Origin of the sequence: Vibrio hepatarius (assembly GCF_001274785.1) — a bacterium.
Lineage (GTDB): Bacteria > Pseudomonadota > Gammaproteobacteria > Enterobacterales > Vibrionaceae > Vibrio > Vibrio hepatarius.
Genome location: NZ_LHPI01000003.1, coordinates 194,381 through 213,219, shown reverse-complemented (window position 1 = coordinate 213,219; position 18,839 = coordinate 194,381). Strand labels below are relative to the sequence as shown.

The following is an 18,839-nucleotide window of genomic DNA, read 5'->3' as shown; positions in this document are numbered from 1 at the left end:
GACCGAATACCTATATTCTCCGGACAACATTATGCAATCCGGAGCACTTATATGGGGATTCGTCGTTTTCAATTCATTAGCGTGTTGATGATTTTTTTCAGCTTGAGCGGTTGCTCTCTGCTTGAAGTCAAAATCGATACGCAAACCACACCGCTGACCAAACAAGAGCTGACGATGAGGTTACTGACTCGCGAATACGCGCAGCAGTTCTTTTCTCAAGTAGAGCAAGCGGGTGATGCCACTTCGTCGCTTTACGACCCGCAAGATAGACTCAATCAATCTTACGTTCTGTTGTGGAAGATAAACGCAGAAGAGGGCATTCAAAGTTCGGCGTATCAGGTTTCGCCTATGGCAGCGCTGATTGACAGCTGGGTGTTCACCAACCAAATGGCAAACTTCTTTGAAAGTGGCGAGGGTGCGGAGTTGTTTGAGAGTGACCACGCGCGTCAGGCATCCACGCAACTGCGAGCAGAAATTGATGACTTGGCGAAGTCTGTACTCAAAGACGACAGCTATGCTTCGACGAAACAGTTTGTCACGCAATACGCTGAGCAATATCCGTTTAATGACTTATCATTTATCCGTCAACCTGCTTATCGTGCATGGCTGAAGTCGCAAGGCATCACCGACGAAGAAGCGGTTGCCAACTTAGGCACTATGCCTGAAGCATTGGGCGATGTGTCTGACAGGCTAAGTATCGTTTCAGAACAAACGCCAAAATTGATGACCTGGAAAGCGCAATTGATCGCGATGAATAGCAATGTTTCAGGTCAGCAATTGACTACGACCTTGGAAAGTATCGAAGGAACGTCTCGGGCATTTCGCGACTTTGTTGAGAACAACCCAGAGTACATGGAAAACCTTGCCAAACAGATGTCTATTCAGTTGCAACCATTGGTCAGTGAGATCGACGACAGAACGGAAAAAAGGCTCGAACAGTTAAGTAAAGAGCGTCAAGCATTGGAGAAAATGGTCGCCCGTGAACGAGCCGAAATTGCTTTAATTATCAGTGCTGAACGAGAAAAGTTCACCAACAATCTTGATGCGCTTTCGCAAGATTTGATTGCTTTGGCGATAGACAAAGTGGTCATGTTGATCAAGAGCACGATTATCTACTTTATCTTATTTATTTTAGTGATTTTCTTCGCGCCACTCGGTTTGGGTTACATGTTGGGTAAGCGTGCGAAATCTGCCTCATAACCAGCTAAAACCAAACAAAAAAAGAGCGCCGTGGTAGGCGCTCTTTTTGGTTTCGAATCTGAAGCGTTATGCAGTTTGCTTAGCCAACTCGACTTCGCTTTCTTCCGCACTCGCCTCTGCCGTTGGCTCGCACTTATCGACAAACCAACCCATGTATGAGGTGAAGATGGTGACAATGATACAAGTGAAGCTTAACCACATGAACGGTGCGTAAGACAGGGTTGCGACACCAAGAATACTCGCCATGTAGATACCGTTATCACTCCAAGGCACCATACCTGATGTGAGTGTGCCACCGAACTCTGCATTTCGAGATAGGTTCTTACGCTGGTAGCCCAAGCGGTCGTAGTTCTTCGCACAGATTTTTGGTGTCAGGATAAGAGACACGTACATTGCTGAGCCAAAAACGTTACCTAAGAATGCGGTACCAATGGTGCTGCTTGCCAGTGAACCTGCACTTTGTACGCGACGCTCGAACAGTTTCGCGATGGTTTCCAGTACGCCAACTTTATCCAGTAGGCCACCAAAGCCAAGGCCGAAGACAATCACAGCCACCGAACCGAGCATCGAAGACATACCACCACGGTTTAGGATGGAATCGATGAACGCTACGCCAGATTCGATTTGGTACGGCGCCCAAGCGGTATTAAAGGCTTGTAGGAAATCCACATCTTGAATCATCACCGCCCAGATAATACCCAGCAGTGAACCAAAGCTGATGACCGGGAATGAAGGCATACGCATCGCCAACAGGCCAAGCACGATAATCACTGGAACAAATGAATATGGAGTGATGTAGAACTGCTGTTCCATTGCGTCGATAACAGACTGTACCTGTGACATGTCGACGTTACCTGCGTAGTGGAAACCAAACGCAGTAAACATGATGCCAGTGATGACGTAGCTGATCAGCGCGATCGGCAGCATGCCTTTGATATGCTCCATGACTTCAACGTTCGACATTGAAGACGCTAGGATTACTGAGTCTGACAGCGGCGACATTTTGTCACCAAAGTAACAGCCAGACAGTACCGCACCAGCAGTGATTGGTGCTGGAACGCCAAGACCTTGGCCGATACCCATCATCGCAATACCCGCTGTACCTGCTGCGCCCCAAGAGGTGCCAGTTGCTAATGCGGTCAGAGAACAGATGATCATCGTTGCGAGAAGGAAAATAGAAGGGTGGATCGCATTTAGGCCGTAATAGATGATCGTTGGTACGATACCGCCTGAAATCCAAGTACCGACAAGAGCGCCGACAGCAAGCAAAATAAGTACTGCGCCTAGTCCGTTTGAAATACCTTTTAGTGCCGCTTTTTCTAAGTCTTTATATTGGTGGCCTAAACGGATACCAAGCACCATGATAATGAACCAGCCAATGTAAAGTGCTAGCTGGATTGGAAGATCTAATTTTGCTGTGAATGAAAATGCCATCAGCAAAAATAGGCCAAGGGCAACAATAACCTGCATTAAGCTTGGCAGACGTGGGGTAAGTTGCGTCATACAGAGCCTCTTATAAGAATTATGAACCAATAGCTGTCATGAATGAGAGCCATCGAAGTGTTAACGCCTTTAGGGAACGGAGTGAACCTTACATGACTCAGAGTAATATTTCGAGTTTATGTGCTTTTTGTGTGTATTTGATCTGCTTTCGATTGTTTGTTTGGTTGAAAGTTTTATTTTTGGTTAAATTTAATGATTAGCAATGTTTTGTAATGTGAAAATTGTGTGTTACATAAATTAGGAATTTGTTTTCTGCTTTCTTTGTTTTGTTCTCAAAAATAACAACCGGTGAAATTCTGCTCAAAAACAGACTTTTATCTAAGCAATCGATGAATAGCGATAAAACTTCGTGTTTTTTTGTAAATACCTCTTGAGATTTTGCCGCGAAAATTGAACTATGGATTACTTCGTTTTTGTAAGGTTTACATGGAGAGTTGATGATGAGAGTAGGTTTAGTTGGCTGGCGCGGTATGGTTGGTTCAGTACTAATGCAACGTATGGTAGAAGAAAGAGACTTCGATTTTATCGATCCCGTCTTTTACAGTACTTCGCAAGTAGGCATTCCAGCGCCAAACTTTGGTAAAGAAGCCGGAAATCTACAAGATGCATACGACATCGACAGCTTAAAACAGCTTGATGCTGTTATCACCTGCCAAGGTGGTAGCTACACAGAAAAAGTTTACCCAGAACTTCGCAAAGCAGGTTGGAAAGGCTATTGGATTGATGCCGCTTCAACGCTGCGCATGGCAGAAGATTCCATTATTACGCTAGACCCAGTTAACTTAGCGCAAATCCAGCAAGGCATTCACGGCGGCACTAACACTTTTGTTGGTGGTAACTGTACCGTAAGTTTAATGCTGATGGGTCTTGGTGGTCTGTTTGAAAAAGGCCTTGTTGAATGGACAAGCGCGATGACTTACCAAGCGGCGTCAGGTGCGGGTGCGCAGAACATGCGTGAGCTTATCTCACAAATGGGCGTGATTAACGACTCAGTGAGTTCTGAACTCGCAAACCCAGCAAGTTCTATCCTTGATATCGATAAGAAAGTTGCCGATACAATGCGCAGCACTTCGTTCCCAACGGATAAATTTGGCGTACCGCTAGCAGGTTCTCTGATCCCTTGGATCGATGTGAAGCGCGATAATGGTCAAAGTAAAGAAGAGTGGAAAGCGGGCGTAGAAGCGAACAAGATTCTAGGTTTCCAAGACGCACCAGTGCCAATCGACGGTACATGTGTACGTATCGGTGCAATGCGTTGTCACTCACAAGCGCTAACCATTAAGCTTAAGCAGAATGTGCCGATGGACGAGATCGAAGAGATGATCGCCACGCACAATGATTGGGTTAAGGTTATTCCTAATGACCGTGACATTACAGCCTCTGAGCTGACACCGGCGAAAGTAACGGGTACATTGTCAGTGCCTGTCGGTCGTCTGCGTAAGATGGCAATGGGTGATGAGTTCTTGAACGCATTCACTGTCGGTGACCAACTACTGTGGGGTGCGGCTGAGCCGTTACGTCGTACACTGCGTATCATTCTGGCTGAGAAACAATAGGTTAGAATCGAAACAACCAGTATCAAAAGCGCCTTTATGGGCGCTTTTTTGTTTTTTGCTGACACGTTCCTGACCTTGAGCAACTACTTTCGTAGCGAATTGACGACTGGAGTTCAAAATGTCGAGAAAAGCGAAGGGTTTTACCCTGATTGAGTTAGTGGTTGTGATCGTGATTCTTGGTTTATTGGCTGTCGTAGCCGCCCCAAGGTTTCTCAATTTGCAAAGTGAAGCCAAAAGTTCGGTGGTTCAAGGTCTTGCTGGAGCGGTCAACAATGCGGCTCAATTGGCGTTTGGTAAGACTTCCGTAGAAGCTCAGGAGAACTTAGGCAGTTACTTGGTAGAAGGGTATGGCTACGTGCAATATGGTTATCCATCGGTTATCAAAGGCGGTATGGAAAACTTCCTGCAGCTTGATACGGGCTATCATGATATGAGTAAAGAGTGGGTGTGGGCTGCGCACAATAATGGCACCGTGGCGAATCCGGATACGTGGATTGTCACCCGCTCAGAATGGTTAGGCGAAGAAACGATCAGTGATTTCAATAAGGCGATTGAAGATAGTAAGTGCTACGTAAAATATACCGCCGCAATGGAAGCTGGCGCGGATTACCGAGTTGAAGTATTTACCGATGGTTGTTAAGCGGTGCGCTGAGCTTGGTCAAGGCTACATACTGCAATCCAACACACCGCCAATAAACGCTCTTTGTGAGCGTTTATTTTTTTTCTGCTGATACAACCCGCTTATCTGGATCAGCTAATTCGCTGCCGCAATGTTTGCAGTGCATCGCATCCGAATCATGACCGCTTTGCGAACAGTTTGGGCATTTCACCAGTACTTTGTGTGATTGCATCTCCTGATGTAGCTCCGCGGTAAAGATGCCCGTCGGCACCGCAAGAATCGAATAACCCAATAGCATTGTCAGTGATGCTAACGCCTTACCCAAATCGGTTTGTGGTACTAAGTCCCCGTAACCCACCGTTGTGATGGTCACTATCGCCCAATAGATGCTTTTCGGGATGCTGGTGAAGCCGTTTTCTGGTCCTTCAATTACAAAGATCAATGCGCCAAATATGGTGACCAAAATCGCAACCGTGCTGAAGAAGATAAAAATCTTTCTTCGCGCCATCAACAGTGAACGCAGCAGAATGTTGGATTCCTGTAGGTAGCGAACCAGCTTTAAGATACGGAAAATGCGCATTACACGCAGCGCTCGGATCACGCCCATAAATGATGCGGACGGGAAGAAGAGAACAAGATAGGTCGGCAATATCGCGAGTAAATCGACCACCCCATAAAAGCTTTTCGCGTAAGCCGCGGGTTTTGGTGAACAGTAGAGGCGTACTAAGTATTCGATGGTAAAAAGACCAGTGAACATGTATTCCAAATACTTGAGTTCTTTCGCCCATTCAGCTCGTACTGATGGAATCGAGTCGAGCACAAGCACGACCAAAGAACTGATGATCGCGATGATCAACGCGATATCGAAAGCTCGCCCCGCTTTTGTGTGCGTACCGAAGATGGTGACGTAAAGGGTATTTTTAAGCGTGTGATTCTTCATAAAAAAGCGATCCAAGGATGAATCGCTTTATCATACAGCCATTAAGAAAATCAGGCTAATCCGGGGAAGAGGTTGCGTAAGCCGTTAGCAATAAACTCAATACCCAGCGCGCCCAAGATCAGACCCATAATACGGGTGATGACGTTGATGCCAGTTTGACCGAGGAAGCGCACGATCAGCGGTGCTGAGCGGAACAACAACCAAGAGCAGAAACAGAACACACCCACGGTGGCCGCAATGCCGACGGTATCCAGCATACTTGGGTAACGTGCACCGTAAACGATAGTCGAACTGATCGCACCTGGGCCCGCCATCAAAGGCATTGCCAATGGCACAACACCAATCTGTTCACGACTGACGTATTCAGATTTTTCCTGCTTGTTCTGCTTATCCTCGCCTAGCTTACCGCTCATCATCGAAAAGGCGATACTGAGCAGCAGTAACCCACCCGCCACGCGAAACGAGTCCAGTGAGATGCTAAACATGTCCAACAGCATCTGACCTGCTAATAAAGAAACAATCAGGATCACCGCAACAGCGATGTTCGCGGTTGTCGCGGTTTTGTGTTTTTCTTCTAACGTCATATGCCCGGTAAGGGAGACGAATACAGGCATGATTCCCACAGGGTTAACCGCGGCAACTAAGCCGAGAAAAAACTGCAGAAAAATAGCGATTTCGATCGATTGCATGTCAGTGCATCCACGATAAGTAATAGGAGTGGTGAGTTACACGCGGAATATAGTCTAAAATCTGAACGTCAACGAATGAAAAAAACTAACCTGTAGAGCATCCCATTACTGAGAAAATCTAATTTTTGAAAGTTTGGTAAATAAAAATGACATGCTTTGTTAAGTAAAATACAGGGTGATATAACAACCTGTTTTACATAAACGTTAACATCTGCACATTTTTGATAAAAAACAGCAGGTTTTGTAGAGTGAGTGGGAGTGATGCATATACTCTCAGTGGCACATAGTTTTCGGATCACATGTAAGTTTGTGGTCAAAAAATGAAACTTTTTTACAGGTTGTTGCCGTTTTTTCTGGCTAGGTATCTAGTTGCTGGTATTTTGCTCAACGATGTAGTGTGATTTAAATCCTTTAAATTCATTTATTTAAGTGGATTTGTGCGATGTAACTAACACTTATTGGGTATTTATTTTTTCATAACTGATCTGAGTCAATATTTTTCACAACCTGAAATAATATACTCAGCCTTGAAAGCAATTTACTAAGATAATCTGCCTGAATCGATACCAATAACGCGCAGTTTGCTTAATAAAAAGTTTTTAATATTTGTTAATTTTAGGAGAATCCCTATGCCTGTAACTAATATGGCTGAACTAGATGCAATGATTGCTCGCGTTAAGAAAGCGCAAGAAGAGTTCGCTACTTACTCTCAAGAGCAAGTAGATAAAATCTTCCGCGCTGCGTCTCTTGCAGCTAACCAAGCTCGTATCCCGCTCGCTCAACAAGCGGTTGCAGAATCTGGTATGGGTATTGTTGAAGATAAAGTAATCAAGAACCACTTTGCATCTGAATTTATCTACAATAAATACAAAGACGAACAGACTTGCGGCATCCTAGAAGAGGATGACAACCTAGGTACTATGACTATCGCTGAGCCAGTAGGTATCATTTGCGGTATCGTACCAACAACTAACCCAACTTCTACAGCGATCTTCAAATCTCTAATCTCTTTGAAGACTCGTAACGGTATTATCTTCTCACCACACCCACGTGCGAAAAACTCAACTAACGACGCAGCTAAACTTGTTCTAGATGCAGCGGTAGCAGCAGGCGCACCAAAAGACATCATCGGTTGGATCGACCAGCCTTCAGTTGAGCTATCAAACGCTCTAATGAAACATGATGACATCGCGCTTATCCTTGCAACTGGTGGTCCAGGCATGGTTAAAGCAGCTTACTCTTCTGGTAAGCCAGCAATCGGTGTAGGTGCAGGTAACGTTCCTGTTGTAATCGACGAAACTGCTGACATCAAACGTGCAGTGGCTTCTATCCTTATGTCTAAGACTTTCGACAACGGCGTAGTATGTGCTTCTGAGCAGGCTGCAATCGTAGTTGACGAAGTGTACGACGAAGTGAAAGAGCGTTTTGCTTCTCACAAAGCTTACGTACTAAGCAAAGCAGAAGCGGAAAAAGTTCGCAAAGTTCTTCTTATCGATGGCGCGCTAAACGCGAAAATCGTTGGTCAACCAGCACATGCAATCGCTGAAATGGCGGGTGTTAAGGTTCCTGCAGATACTAAAGTACTTGTTGGTGAAGGTCTGAGTAAAGTTTCTTACGATGACGCATTCGCTCACGAGAAACTATCTCCAACACTAGGTCTATTCCGTGCTGACAACTTCGAAGACGCGGTTGCTCAAGCGGTAACTATGGTTGAGATCGGTGGTATCGGCCACACATCTGGTCTTTACACTAACCAAGATACTAACGCTGACCGTATCCGTTACTTCGGTGACAAGATGAAGACAGCTCGTATCCTAATTAACATCCCGACTACTCACGGTGGTATCGGTGACTTGTACAACTTCAACGTTGCGCCATCTCTAACGCTAGGTTGTGGTTCTTGGGGTGGTAACTCTATCTCTGAGAACGTAGGTCCTAAACACCTAATCAACAAGAAAACTGTAGCGAAGCGAGCTGAAAACATGTTGTGGCATAAACTACCTAAGTCAATCTACTTCCGTCGTGGTAGCCTTCCAATCGCGCTTGGCGACCTAGAAGGCAAGAAACGTGCATTCCTAGTAACTGACCGTTTCCTATTCAACAACGGTTACGCAGATGACGTAGTAAGCCTACTTAAAGCTCAAGGTATGGAAGTTCAAACATTCTTCGATGTTGAAGCTGACCCAACACTATCTGTAGTAGAAAAAGGTGCGGCTCAAATGGCTAGCTACCAACCAGACGTGATTCTAGCTCTAGGTGGTGGTTCACCAATGGATGCTGCGAAGATCATGTGGGTAATGTACGAGCACCCAGAAACTCACTTTGAAGAACTAGCAATGCGCTTTATGGACATCCGTAAACGTATCTACAAGTTCCCTAAAATGGGTAAGAAAGCTGAGCTTGTATGTATCACTACAACTTCAGGTACTGGTTCAGAAGTTACTCCATTCGCGGTTGTTACTGACGACAAAACTGGTGCGAAATACCCACTAGCTGACTACGAAATCACGCCAAACATGGCTATCGTTGATGCGAACCTAGTAATGAACATGCCTAAGTCTCTAACAGCATTTGGTGGTTACGATGCAGTAACTCACGCTCTAGAAGCTTACGTATCTGTTCTTGCGAACGAATACTCAGATGGTCAAGCTCTTCAAGCACTTAAGATGCTAAAAGAGTACCTACCATCAAGCTACGCGAACGGTGCAAATGACCCAATCGCTCGTGAGAAAGTACACAACGCAGCTACTATCGCAGGTGTAGCGTTTGCGAACGCATTCTTAGGTGTTTGTCACTCAATGGCGCACAAACTAGGTGCTGAGTTCCACTTGCCACACGGCCTAGCTAACGCACTACTTATCTCTAACGTGGTACGTTACAACGCGAACGACAACCCAACTAAACAGACTGCGTTCTCTCAATACGACCGTCCACAAGCACGTCGTCGTTACGCTGAAGTTGCTGACCACCTAGGCCTAAGTCAAGAAGGTGACCGCACTGCTCAGAAGATTGAACGTCTACTAGCATGGTTGGATGAACTAAAAGTTAACCTAGACATCCCAATGTCTATCCAAGCGGCAGGTGTTGCTGAGTCTGATTTCGTAGCGAAACTAGACGAGCTAGCGGTAGAAGCGTTCGATGACCAATGTACTGGTGCGAACCCACGTTACCCTCTAATCAGCGAGCTGAAAGAAGTTCTACTAGCTTCTTACTACGGTAAAGCTTTTGTTGAAGGTGAAACTTTCGAAGGTACTACTGTAATCAAGAAGAAAGCAGACCAAGAATCAGCGAAAGATGCGCCTAAAGCGAAAAAAGAAAAAGCAAACGCATAAGTAAGCGTGCGCTATGAGATAGGTTTTCGCTAGCACGAAACCTACTGATCGGGAAAAGAACAAAGCCCTAGTCGAAAGACTGGGGCTTTTTTTCGTTGTGCGCAAATGGGGTTGCTCAGTTGTCTACACTTAACGTTTGGGCAAATAACGTAAGGAGGTGCGCATGAGCTACGTTGATGGTTTTGTTGCTGCCGTGCCAGAAGAGAACAAACAACTCTATATTGAACATACCCAGCGGGTTGCGAAGGTGTTTATTGAATACGGTGCGACTCAATATGTTGAGTGCTGGGAAGACGATGTCCCAGATGGCAAAATGACGTCGATGAAGATGGCGGTTAAGCTCGCGGCGGGAGAATCAGTGGTGTTTTCTTGGATTGTCTGGCCATCAAAGCAAGTTCGCGATCAGATGGTTAGCAAAGTCATGCAAGATCCTCGGATTGAGCAGGAGAAAGAGAGGATGCCGTTTGATGCTTCTCGCTTAATCTTTGGTGGATTCGAGACCGTGGTGGATGAAAGTGCGTAACTTGGGTCAACGCAGATAAAAGAAAACCCTCTAGTGAGGGTCTTCAGGGCGTTTTATTTTTCGTCTTCTGGTAGCTTAACGTTGAGCTCCAACACCGAAATGTCGTCGTCTTTGTGCTCAAACGTTAGGTCAACCATAGAAGGATCGATAGCAACGTACTTACCGATAACCTTGAGGATATCTTCTTTCAGTTGCGGTAAGTAAGATGGTGCAGGATCGTCTTGACTGCGACGCTCCGCAACGATGATCTGTAAGCGCTCTTTGGCTAAATTTGCTGTTGTCTTTTTCTGTGGACGGAAAAATTCAAGTAATGACATGCCGGTTTAGCCTCCAAATAGTCGTTTAAAGATTCCTTTTTTCTGTTCAGTCAGGAAGCGGAAGTCCACTTGCTCACCGAGCAGACGCTCTACGGTATCATTGTAGGCCATGCCAGCGTCAGACTCTTCGTCGAAGCTAACTGGTACACCTTTGTTTGACGCGTTAAGTACCGCCTGGCTTTCAGGGATAACGCCCAATAGAGAGATGTGTAGGATCTCTTCGACGTCTTCTACGCTCAGCATTTCACCTTGATTTACGCGTGCTGGGTTGTAGCGAGTCAGCAAGAGGTGCTGCTTCACTGGCTCTAGGCCTTGCTCTGCGCGGTAAGATTTAGAGTCCAAAATACCAAGGATTCGATCCGAGTCGCGAACAGAAGAAACTTCAGGGTTGGTCGTAATGATCGCTTCGTCTGCGAAGTACAGCGCCATTAGTGCACCTTGCTCGATACCCGCTGGTGAATCACAGATGATGAAGTCAAAACCCATCTCGTCCAACTCGTCGAGAATGCGGCGCACACCGTCGATGGTCAGTGCGTCTTTGTCGCGCGTTTGTGACGCCGGCAAGATGAATAGGTTATCGGTGCGTTTGTCTTTAATCAGCGCTTGGTTTAGCGTTGCTTCACCGTTGATAACGTTAACGAAGTCGTAGACTACGCGGCGCTCACAACCCATGATGAGGTCAAGGTTACGCAAGCCAATATCAAAATCGATAACTGCTGTTTTCTTTCCTTTTACCGCTAGACCTGACGCGATCGCGGCACTAGATGTGGTTTTGCCCACACCGCCTTTACCTGACGTTACGACAATAATGCGTGCCATTATTTGTTCCTTATTATCTTAAATCGTTAACAGTTCGAACTTGAGAGAGTCTTCGTTCAAGCTAAACAATACTTTTTGTTGCCAATATTCTTCGGAAAATTGTTCCGTTAGCCAGTAATGACCTGCGATAGACATCAGCTCTGCGTTGAGCTTGTTACAGATGATCACCGCGTCTTTGTTACCGCTTGCACCCGCAATTGCCCGTCCACGTAAAGTGCCGTGAATATGGATCGAACCATCGGCGATGACTTCAGCACCTTCGCTAACGTGGTTAAGAACCACAAGATCGCAATCTTTGGCATAGATTTGTTGTCCTGAACGGACTGGCGCGCGGACAACTTTGGTCGGTGCCATTTTCGCTGGCGCCTGACTTGGAGATTTGCTTGCAGACATAATTGCAAAAGACGCTTCAGACGCTAAATTTTGGGTGCGCTTATCTTTACAGCCAGTGACACCGACCGGAATCATACCCGCGTCAGCGATACCTTGCTTCAATGCATGAAAATCAATCTCACCATCAACGTTTGAAATATTGATCACAACCGGAGCGGAAGCAAAAAACGCCGGAGCTTGTTCGACTTTTTCATTGAGGAAATTGACCGTTTTTTCTATATCATTGTCGTTAAGGTGTAAAACAGACAATGTAAAGCTACTGCCTTTTAGGTCGGGTGAATGTGACATCTTTTACTGAGAACCTCGTAAGGACGTTGCCTGAGACTAGGGTTGTCATGTTATATTCCCACAATAAGCTCAGCAAGTTATCTTGCGCTCAATTGAGTGTTTTGCGTTAAAAAATAGCGAAACATTGACGTTCATTGAATAGAAACGGACAAAAGGCTTCCCATGCTTTGTGCAATTTACAAAAGTTCTAAAAAAGAAGGCGCTTACCTCTACATCCCTAAAAAGGATGATTTTTCACAAGTTCCTGACACATTGATGCAGATGTTTGGCAAACCTACCATGGTTATGGTGATCAAGTTAGACGGTCGTCAACTTGCCTCTGTCGATATTGAAAAAGTGAAGCAGTCTTTGGAAACGGACGGGTTCTTCTTACAGTTACCGCCACCACCAAAGAATCTGTTAGATGAATACAAAGAGCAGAAGAAAGCTCGTCAGCAGTCCGAAGAATAATAAAAGCGGACTCGCTTCAAGAAGTTGCTCAAGGAGGGCAATGTGAAGAAGTTATTGTCAGTCATACTAGGTACGACGATTGCTAGCTCAGTGTTTGCCAACGAGGCAGAATTTGCGCAGTACGTCGAAGGGTTAAAACAGGAAGCAAGAACCAAAGGGATTTCGGAACAGGTTATTTCAGTGGCGTTTGAAGACGTCACTTACAAACCAAGAGCGATTACAGCGGACCGCAACCAGCCTGAGAAAAAGCTCACGCTGGATGAGTACATTCCGCGCGCGGTGCCAGATTGGAAAGTAAAACAAGCCAAAGAACTGTACGAAAAGCACTACGATGAGTTAGTGAAAATCGGCGAAGAATACGGTGTACAGCCAAGATTTATCGTCGCGCTTTGGGGTGTAGAAAGTAACTTTGGTCGTTTTACTGGCCACTACAGTGTGATTGATGCGTTGTCGACGATGGCTTACGACGGACGACGTGAAGAGTTTTTCCGTAAAGAAACCATGGCGGCGCTGACAATCCTCGAACAAGGGCACATTTCGGCGCAAGAAATGAAAGGTTCTTGGGCGGGTGCAATGGGTCAGTGCCAGTTTATGCCAAGTTCGTTCTTGTCGTTTGCTGCAGATGGCAATGGCGACGGGAAGAAAGATATTTGGAATACTGAGGCCGACGTGTTTGCCTCGGCGGCTAATTATTTGAGCCAATCAGGCTGGCAAGATAAATACACTTGGGGACGCCAAGTGAAGCTGCCACATGGCTTTGATACCAGCATCCAAGGTCGCAGTGAAGAGAAGGGCAAGTACCTTCAAGAGTGGAGTGAAATGGGCATCACGCGTTACGACGGTCGCCCGTTACCAAAACTCGATGAAGACATTAAAGCGTGGTTGATTGCACCGGATGATGCCAATGGTCGCGTTTACCTTGTCTACAATAACTACAATGTGTTGATGAAGTGGAATCGCTCTTACTACTTCGCATTGGCGGTCAGCCATCTGGCCGATAGAATCGTACTATAATCGTCAATTCAGGGGCTCAAATGAGCCCCTTTTAATTTCTGGAGATTTCGTGTTATCTGATCGTGCCTCTCAAATGGTGGTGTTTTCCGCGCTACTGACACACAAAAACTTTACTGCTGCGGCGCGTAGCCTTGGGGTTTCTGTGTCGCATGTGAGTAAACAACTTGCCTTGCTTGAAGAATCACTCGGCGTGAAGTTGGTGCAGCGTACAACCCGCAGTTTTACGCCCACCGAAGCGGGGGAGCAGTTCTTTAATCACTGCCAACGGATTGTTGAAACCGTGGAAGAAGCGCAGCGAGAGGTAGAAAGCCAACGTGATGAAGTGGCTGGGTTGATAAAGATTGGTTTGTCGCAGTCGTTTGGGTCACTTCATATCTTACCGGCGATAGACGCGCTCAGGGTGCAATACCCAAACTTACAAGTGGAGATGCATTTGTTCGACTATCGAGTCGATATGTTGCAAGAAGGTCTGGATCTTTGGATCACCAACAACGAAACTTTACCCGAAGGCTACGTAGCGCAGCGCCTAGCTGACAGTAAGTTCGTTGTTGCTGCATCGCCAGAATACCTAGTGAAGCACGATACTCCTCATCACCCGAACGACTTGGTCGAGCACAACTGTCTTATCTATCGCAGTTGGGAGCGAGACTACACCAGCTGGTCGTTTTCCAAGCCGGATGAACAGCTCAATATCAAAGTCTCAGGTAACTACTCGGTCGATTTGGCCGAAGCGGTGCGTGACGCTGCGGTCGCAGGGTGGGGGATAGCGTATTTGGCTACATATCTAATCCGAGACGAGTTCAAAGACGGGCAATTGATTCAACTGCTTCCAGACTGGCAGCCGAGTCAGAACATGCCGTTTTACGCCGTGTACCCGAGTCGTCGTTATTTGCCGAAGAAAACTGCCGCGGTCATTGAGTTTATCAAACAGAAAATCGGTTCGCCGTGTTACTGGGATAAGCGTTTAGCGCCGTATCTTCAGCGCTCAAAAGCCTAATAACGAGCGAAGCGATTGTTTCCTTTGTCAGAAACATATTTTTCATATAGAAAAGATAAAAATTAGCAAACGTTTATCTTTATATAAAACAGCTAGTTATTACAATGGTTGTTTATTGAGCGGCGACTGGTACAGTTTATTAACAACAGTGATTTGCATCTCATTTTTATCCGCATATTATCCGACGCAATTTTTTACTCCCTATTTTTGTCGGATTTCCCATGAACTCACTACTCGGAATCGTAGCCATCTTCGCGCTCGCGTGGCTACTTTCTACAAATAGAAAAAATATAAAGATAAAAACAGTCGTTTTCGCGTTTGGTCTACAAGTCGCTTTTGCCTTAATGGTGCTTTACATTCCGGCAGGTCGAGAAGCGCTAGCCGCAGTGAGTGGTGTTGTCTCAAACCTTATCGATTACGGTCAAGAAGGCATTGGTTTTCTGTTTGGTAACTTGGCAACCAGCGGCTTTACCTTTGCGATCAATGTGCTTGGTATCATCATCTTTTTCTCCGCGCTGATCTCTGGTCTTTACCATATCGGCGTCATGCCACGTGTGATTAACTTCATCGGTGGCGGGATCCAGAAACTACTGGGTATCGGTCGTGCAGAATCCCTCTCTGCGACGGCGAACATTTTCGTCGGTACCATCGAAGCGCCACTGATGGTAAAGCCGTATCTAAGACACATGAGCGATTCACAATTCTTTGCTGTAATGACGGGCGGTTTAGCATCAGTGGCGGGTGGTACGCTGGTGGGTTATGCGTCATTAGGTGTTGATCTTAACTACCTCATTGCGGCGGCGTTCATGTCAGCGCCAGCTGGTTTGCTGATGGCGAAAATTCTGATGCCAGAAGCGGAAGTGACAACGCCAGATATTGATATCAGCCAAGTGGAAATTCCCCGCGCCACTAACGTTGTGGAAGCGCTGGCTGATGGCGCAATGGCAGGGGTGCGCATTGCCGTATCTGTCGGTGGTACCTTACTTGCGTTTATCAGTGTGATCGCATTACTCAACGGCACGCTAGGCTGGTTTGGTGGCTTAATCGGTGTTGAGCTGAGCTTTGAGTTGATCCTAGGTTACTTGTTTGCACCAGTCGCTTGGTTGTTGGGTATTCCTTGGAACGAAGCGATGACGGCGGGTTCTTTGATCGGCAATAAGATCGTGGTGAACGAGTTTGTCGCCTTTATTCAACTCGCGGAAGTGAAATCTCAGCTAAGCGAACACTCACAAGCGATCGTGACCTTTGCTTTGTGCGGCTTTGCGAACATTTCCAGTATGGCGATGTTGATTGGTGGTTTGGGATCCTTGGTGCCAGAAAAGCGTGCGTTTGTCTCGAAACATGGCTTTCGAGCGATCACCGCTGGTGTAATGGCGAACTTAATGAGCGCATCAATCGCTGGCGTTATTATGAGTTTGTAAGCGTCACTGAATACAAAAACGGGTAGTCGATTAGACTACCCGTTTGTTTATCTGAAATGCAGTTTTCGTTTACTTTTTAGTATGGAACTGTTCACAAGCCAGCATGGTGTTTTCAATTAGGCTCGCCACTGTCATTGGGCCAACACCACCCGGAACCGGTGTAATAAAGCTCGCGCGTTCACGCGCTTTATCGTATTCCACATCGCCGATCAGCTTGCCAGAATCGAGACGGTTGATACCCACATCAACCACAACCGCGCCTTCTTTGATCCAGTTCCCCGGAATAAAGTTCGCTTTACCAACCGCAACCACGACAACGTCTGCTTGGCGAACGTGACTTTCTAGATCTTTCGTAAAGCGGTGACAAGTCGTTGTTGTACAGCCTGCCAGTAGTAACTCAAGCGTCATTGGGCGACCAACGATGTTTGACGCGCCGACAACAACCGCGTGTTTGCCACGGAGCTCGATATTGTAACGGTCAAGCAGGGTAATAATGCCTTTTGGCGTACATGAACGCAGTTTAGGAATGCGCTGAGCTAGACGACCCACATTGTATGGGTGGAAGCCATCGACGTCTTTTTCAGGATTAATGCGCTCAAGTACGTGCGTCGAATCGATGCCCGCAGGTAACGGTAGCTGGACAAGAATGCCGTCGATTTCATTATCAGCGTTGAGCTCATCGATGAGTGCCAATAACTCTTCTTCCGTTGTGCTTGCTGGAAGGTCAAAAGACTTTGAAACGAAGCCAACTTCTTCACACGCGCGGCGCTTACTGCCGACATACACTTGAGATGCAGGGTCTTCACCCACTAGCACTACCGCTAGACCAGGCGCACGTAGACCAGCTGCGACACGAGCTTTGACTCGCGCAGCCACTTCTGATCGAACAGTTTGAGAGATAAGTGTTCCATCGATATTTTGAGCAGTCATGACTTTCCTTAAAATAGAGTGGCGAATTATTTGCAGCGCATTGTCGCAAATAATTTGATGAACATCTATAAGCAAACGTTTGCTTCGGGGCGTTTTTAATCAAAATATCTCTTTGTGACCTTTTTTTAGTCACTCAGATCAGAATGTTATGAAAAGCCCTTGTGTTACGAGTTTGAACTCGTATAATTCTGTCCCTGTAGCGCGCCCTTAGCTCAGCTGGATAGAGCACGTCCCTTCTAAGGATGTGGTCATTGGTTCGAATCCAATAGGGCGTGCCATTTATTCTAAAGCCCCGATAACTCGTCGAGTTGTCGGGGCTTTTTCGTTTTTGCTGATTAATAGACGTAAAAAAGCCAGTCTAGATTCAGACTGGCTTTTGGTGTGAACTGCTATCTATTTAGCGAGTAGAGACAGAAACGTTACGACGTTGAGGGTGTTTGAAAAACACAGCCAGTGTCGCGGCAATTGCTAATGCAAAGCAGTAATAGGAATTAGCGACGATCTCTAACGGCGACAATTGGAATACCGAGCCAAGCAGCAATACTTGAGCGCCGTAAGGCAAAATGCCTTGCATCACGCACGAGAAGATATCTAGTAAGCTCGCTGAGCGACGCGGTGTAACGTTATGTTCTTCCGCCAGTTCACGCGCAACACTACCAGAGACAATGATCGCCACTGTGTTGTTCGCGGTACAGGTATTCACCATCGCCACAAGGCTTGCAATACCCAATTCGCTTGCTCGGCTGTTCGCTTTCGAAGAGTGGCTTGAACCAAACGCTTTGATAGTACGGCTGATAAAGTTGGTTAAAAATGCCAGACCACCTTGACGGCGCATCAGTTCACTCAAGCCACCAATCAACATCGATAGCAAAAAGATTTCCTGCATGTTGCCAAAACCTGCGTAAATATCCTTACCCAAATCAGTCAGGGCGTAACTATCGATAGATGTTAAGCTGACTGTACCCGCCAGAATAATGCCAATCGTTAGTACAACGAACACGTTAAGACCGGCGACCGCCAAGACTAGAATCGTGATGTACGGCAGTACTTTTAGCCACTCAATCGGACCAGTTTCTGGAGTTTGGGTTGCTGAGCTATTAAATGCAAACAAGACCAGCGCAAAGAACGCGGCCGGTAGAGCGATGCGTACGTTCTCTCGGAATTTATCTTTCATCTCACAACCTTGCGAGCGAGTAGCAGCGATAGTGGTGTCTGAGATGATAGAAAGGTTGTCACCAAACATTGCGCCGCTCAGTACGACACCTGCAGTTAGCGGCAGGCTCATGCCCGCTGATTCTGCGATGCCAAGCGCAACGGGCGCAACTGCAGCGATAGTGCCCATCGAGGTACCCATCGCGGTGGCAATAAACGCAGAAATCAAAAAGATGCCTGGCAGAATCATGCTCGTAGGAATCGCTGAAAGTCCAAGGTTTACCGTCGCGTCAACGCCACCGGAGGCTTTGGCAACGGCGGCAAAAGCGCCCGCCAGCAGATAAATCATACACATCGCGATGATGTCTTGATGGCCAACGCCACGAATGAACTGTTCGATAGACCGATTGAGGGAATCTTTACTCAGTAGAATCGCGACGATGATCGCAGGCAAGGCCGCAATCGGTGCAGGCAGTTGATAGAAAGCGAACTCAACACCTTGAAAAGACAGGTAAGTACCTACGCCAATAAACAGCGCAAGGAAAATCACCAATGGAATAAGAGCGACTGCAGAAGCTTTGGTCACTTTGGTTGAATCTTGGGAACAGGACATTTAAACGACAATCTTGACAATAAAGAGGGGAGAAGACTACTGGCACGTCGAAGAGATGTCAATATAGACGTCTAAACGTCTGT

At 46.4% G+C, this 18,839-nt stretch carries 17 protein-coding genes and 1 tRNA gene; 10 read left to right on the top strand and 8 right to left on the bottom strand.

Annotated features, from left to right (window positions below):
* Nucleotides 1–51 precede the first annotated feature (51 nt).
* Nucleotides 52–1,200 carry a hypothetical protein gene (locus tag AKJ31_RS06275; RefSeq protein ID WP_053408249.1) on the top strand — a complete coding sequence of 383 codons (1,149 nt, stop codon included), beginning with the start codon at nt 52–54 and terminating at the stop codon, nt 1,198–1,200.
* 66 nt (nt 1,201–1,266) lie between these two features.
* Here AKJ31_RS06275 and nhaC read toward each other — a convergent pair whose 3' ends face one another.
* A complete protein-coding gene (gene nhaC / locus AKJ31_RS06270) occupies nt 1,267–2,703 on the bottom strand; it encodes a Na+/H+ antiporter NhaC (RefSeq protein WP_053408248.1) in 1,437 nt (478 codons plus the stop codon).
* A gap of 440 nt (nt 2,704–3,143) precedes the next feature.
* Between nhaC and asd the strand changes: the two genes are divergently transcribed.
* On the top strand, nt 3,144–4,259 hold the full coding sequence (gene asd / locus AKJ31_RS06265) for an aspartate-semialdehyde dehydrogenase (RefSeq protein ID WP_053408342.1): 1,116 nt from the start codon (nt 3,144–3,146) through the stop codon (nt 4,257–4,259).
* 118 nt (nt 4,260–4,377) lie between these two features.
* Nucleotides 4,378–4,899, top strand: a complete 522-nt coding sequence (locus tag AKJ31_RS06260) for a type II secretion system protein (RefSeq protein ID WP_053408247.1) — start codon at nt 4,378–4,380, stop codon at nt 4,897–4,899.
* Nucleotides 4,900–4,972: 73 nt separating this feature from the next.
* Here AKJ31_RS06260 and AKJ31_RS06255 read toward each other — a convergent pair whose 3' ends face one another.
* Both AKJ31_RS06255 and AKJ31_RS06250 read right to left on the bottom strand, forming a co-directional pair.
* Nucleotides 4,973–5,818: an ion transporter gene (locus tag AKJ31_RS06255; protein WP_053408246.1), complete on the bottom strand. Its 846-nt coding sequence runs from the start codon at nt 5,816–5,818 to the stop codon at nt 4,973–4,975.
* A 50-nt stretch (nt 5,819–5,868) separates the two neighbouring features.
* Nucleotides 5,869–6,507, bottom strand: coding sequence for a YchE family NAAT transporter (locus tag AKJ31_RS06250; RefSeq protein WP_053408245.1), 639 nt, complete (start codon nt 6,505–6,507; stop codon nt 5,869–5,871).
* Nucleotides 6,508–7,136: 629 nt separating this feature from the next.
* Here AKJ31_RS06250 and adhE point away from each other — a divergent pair.
* Entirely contained in the window at nt 7,137–9,839 is a 2,703-nt protein-coding gene (adhE, locus tag AKJ31_RS06245; protein WP_053408244.1) for a bifunctional acetaldehyde-CoA/alcohol dehydrogenase, read from the top strand.
* Nucleotides 9,840–10,002: 163 nt separating this feature from the next.
* The gene (locus AKJ31_RS06240; protein WP_053408243.1) at nt 10,003–10,362 is read left to right on the top strand and encodes a DUF1428 domain-containing protein; all 360 of its coding nucleotides are present in this window, start codon (nt 10,003–10,005) and stop codon (nt 10,360–10,362) included.
* 53 nt (nt 10,363–10,415) lie between these two features.
* Here AKJ31_RS06240 and minE read toward each other — a convergent pair whose 3' ends face one another.
* Genes minE through minC form a run of 3 tightly spaced genes read right to left on the bottom strand, consistent with a single transcriptional unit; the run spans nt 10,416 to nt 12,179 of the window.
* Nucleotides 10,416–10,679 carry a cell division topological specificity factor MinE gene (gene minE / locus AKJ31_RS06235; protein WP_053408242.1) on the bottom strand — a complete coding sequence of 88 codons (264 nt, stop codon included), beginning with the start codon at nt 10,677–10,679 and terminating at the stop codon, nt 10,416–10,418.
* A 6-nt stretch (nt 10,680–10,685) separates the two neighbouring features.
* Nucleotides 10,686–11,498, bottom strand: a complete 813-nt coding sequence (gene minD / locus AKJ31_RS06230) for a septum site-determining protein MinD (RefSeq protein WP_053408241.1) — start codon at nt 11,496–11,498, stop codon at nt 10,686–10,688.
* 18 nt (nt 11,499–11,516) lie between these two features.
* On the bottom strand, nt 11,517–12,179 hold the full coding sequence (gene minC, locus AKJ31_RS06225) for a septum site-determining protein MinC (RefSeq protein ID WP_053408240.1): 663 nt from the start codon (nt 12,177–12,179) through the stop codon (nt 11,517–11,519).
* 162 nt (nt 12,180–12,341) lie between these two features.
* Here minC and AKJ31_RS06220 point away from each other — a divergent pair, with 162 nt between their 5' ends.
* From AKJ31_RS06220 to AKJ31_RS06205, 4 genes are all read left to right on the top strand, one after another.
* A complete protein-coding gene (locus tag AKJ31_RS06220) occupies nt 12,342–12,629 on the top strand; it encodes a YcgL domain-containing protein (RefSeq protein ID WP_053408239.1) in 288 nt (95 codons plus the stop codon).
* 42 nt (nt 12,630–12,671) lie between these two features.
* The gene (locus AKJ31_RS06215; RefSeq protein WP_053408238.1) at nt 12,672–13,643 is read left to right on the top strand and encodes a lytic murein transglycosylase; all 972 of its coding nucleotides are present in this window, start codon (nt 12,672–12,674) and stop codon (nt 13,641–13,643) included.
* Between the two features lie 49 nt (nt 13,644–13,692).
* Nucleotides 13,693–14,640, top strand: coding sequence for a LysR family transcriptional regulator (locus AKJ31_RS06210; RefSeq protein ID WP_053408237.1), 948 nt, complete (start codon nt 13,693–13,695; stop codon nt 14,638–14,640).
* Nucleotides 14,641–14,861: 221 nt separating this feature from the next.
* Nucleotides 14,862–16,061 carry a NupC/NupG family nucleoside CNT transporter gene (locus AKJ31_RS06205; protein ID WP_053408236.1) on the top strand — a complete coding sequence of 400 codons (1,200 nt, stop codon included), beginning with the start codon at nt 14,862–14,864 and terminating at the stop codon, nt 16,059–16,061.
* A gap of 69 nt (nt 16,062–16,130) precedes the next feature.
* Here AKJ31_RS06205 and folD read toward each other — a convergent pair whose 3' ends face one another.
* Nucleotides 16,131–16,991: a bifunctional methylenetetrahydrofolate dehydrogenase/methenyltetrahydrofolate cyclohydrolase FolD gene (folD, locus tag AKJ31_RS06200; protein ID WP_053408235.1), complete on the bottom strand. Its 861-nt coding sequence runs from the start codon at nt 16,989–16,991 to the stop codon at nt 16,131–16,133.
* Nucleotides 16,992–17,192: 201 nt separating this feature from the next.
* On the opposite strand from folD, the gene AKJ31_RS06195 reads away from it, so the two are divergent.
* Nucleotides 17,193–17,269, top strand: a tRNA-Arg gene (locus AKJ31_RS06195).
* Between the two features lie 119 nt (nt 17,270–17,388).
* Here the strand turns inward: AKJ31_RS06195 and AKJ31_RS06190 are convergent.
* Nucleotides 17,389–18,756 (bottom strand): Na+/H+ antiporter NhaC family protein, encoded by a 1,368-nt coding sequence (locus AKJ31_RS06190; protein WP_053408234.1) that lies wholly within the window; start codon nt 18,754–18,756, stop codon nt 17,389–17,391.
* Between the last annotated feature and the right edge of the window lie 83 nt (nt 18,757–18,839).

Excerpts from the sequence above, each read along its gene's own strand:
- minC (WP_053408240.1), bottom strand. The coding sequence starts at position 12,179 with ATGTCACATTCACCCGACCTAAAAGGCAGTAGCTTTACATTGTCTGTT.
- AKJ31_RS06220 (WP_053408239.1), top strand. The coding sequence starts at position 12,342 with ATGCTTTGTGCAATTTACAAAAGTTCTAAAAAAGAAGGCGCTTACCTC.
- minD (WP_053408241.1), bottom strand. The coding sequence starts at position 11,498 with ATGGCACGCATTATTGTCGTAACGTCAGGTAAAGGCGGTGTGGGCAAA.
- AKJ31_RS06275 (WP_053408249.1), top strand. The coding sequence starts at position 52 with ATGGGGATTCGTCGTTTTCAATTCATTAGCGTGTTGATGATTTTTTTC.
- AKJ31_RS06250 (WP_053408245.1), bottom strand. The coding sequence starts at position 6,507 with ATGCAATCGATCGAAATCGCTATTTTTCTGCAGTTTTTTCTCGGCTTA.
- AKJ31_RS06205 (WP_053408236.1), top strand. The coding sequence starts at position 14,862 with ATGAACTCACTACTCGGAATCGTAGCCATCTTCGCGCTCGCGTGGCTA.
- AKJ31_RS06190 (WP_053408234.1), bottom strand. The coding sequence starts at position 18,756 with ATGTCCTGTTCCCAAGATTCAACCAAAGTGACCAAAGCTTCTGCAGTC.
- folD (WP_053408235.1), bottom strand. The coding sequence starts at position 16,991 with ATGACTGCTCAAAATATCGATGGAACACTTATCTCTCAAACTGTTCGA.
- minE (WP_053408242.1), bottom strand. The coding sequence starts at position 10,679 with ATGTCATTACTTGAATTTTTCCGTCCACAGAAAAAGACAACAGCAAAT.
- nhaC (WP_053408248.1), bottom strand. The coding sequence starts at position 2,703 with ATGACGCAACTTACCCCACGTCTGCCAAGCTTAATGCAGGTTATTGTT.
- asd (WP_053408342.1), top strand. The coding sequence starts at position 3,144 with ATGAGAGTAGGTTTAGTTGGCTGGCGCGGTATGGTTGGTTCAGTACTA.
- adhE (WP_053408244.1), top strand. The coding sequence starts at position 7,137 with ATGCCTGTAACTAATATGGCTGAACTAGATGCAATGATTGCTCGCGTT.
- AKJ31_RS06240 (WP_053408243.1), top strand. The coding sequence starts at position 10,003 with ATGAGCTACGTTGATGGTTTTGTTGCTGCCGTGCCAGAAGAGAACAAA.
- AKJ31_RS06260 (WP_053408247.1), top strand. The coding sequence starts at position 4,378 with ATGTCGAGAAAAGCGAAGGGTTTTACCCTGATTGAGTTAGTGGTTGTG.
- AKJ31_RS06255 (WP_053408246.1), bottom strand. The coding sequence starts at position 5,818 with ATGAAGAATCACACGCTTAAAAATACCCTTTACGTCACCATCTTCGGT.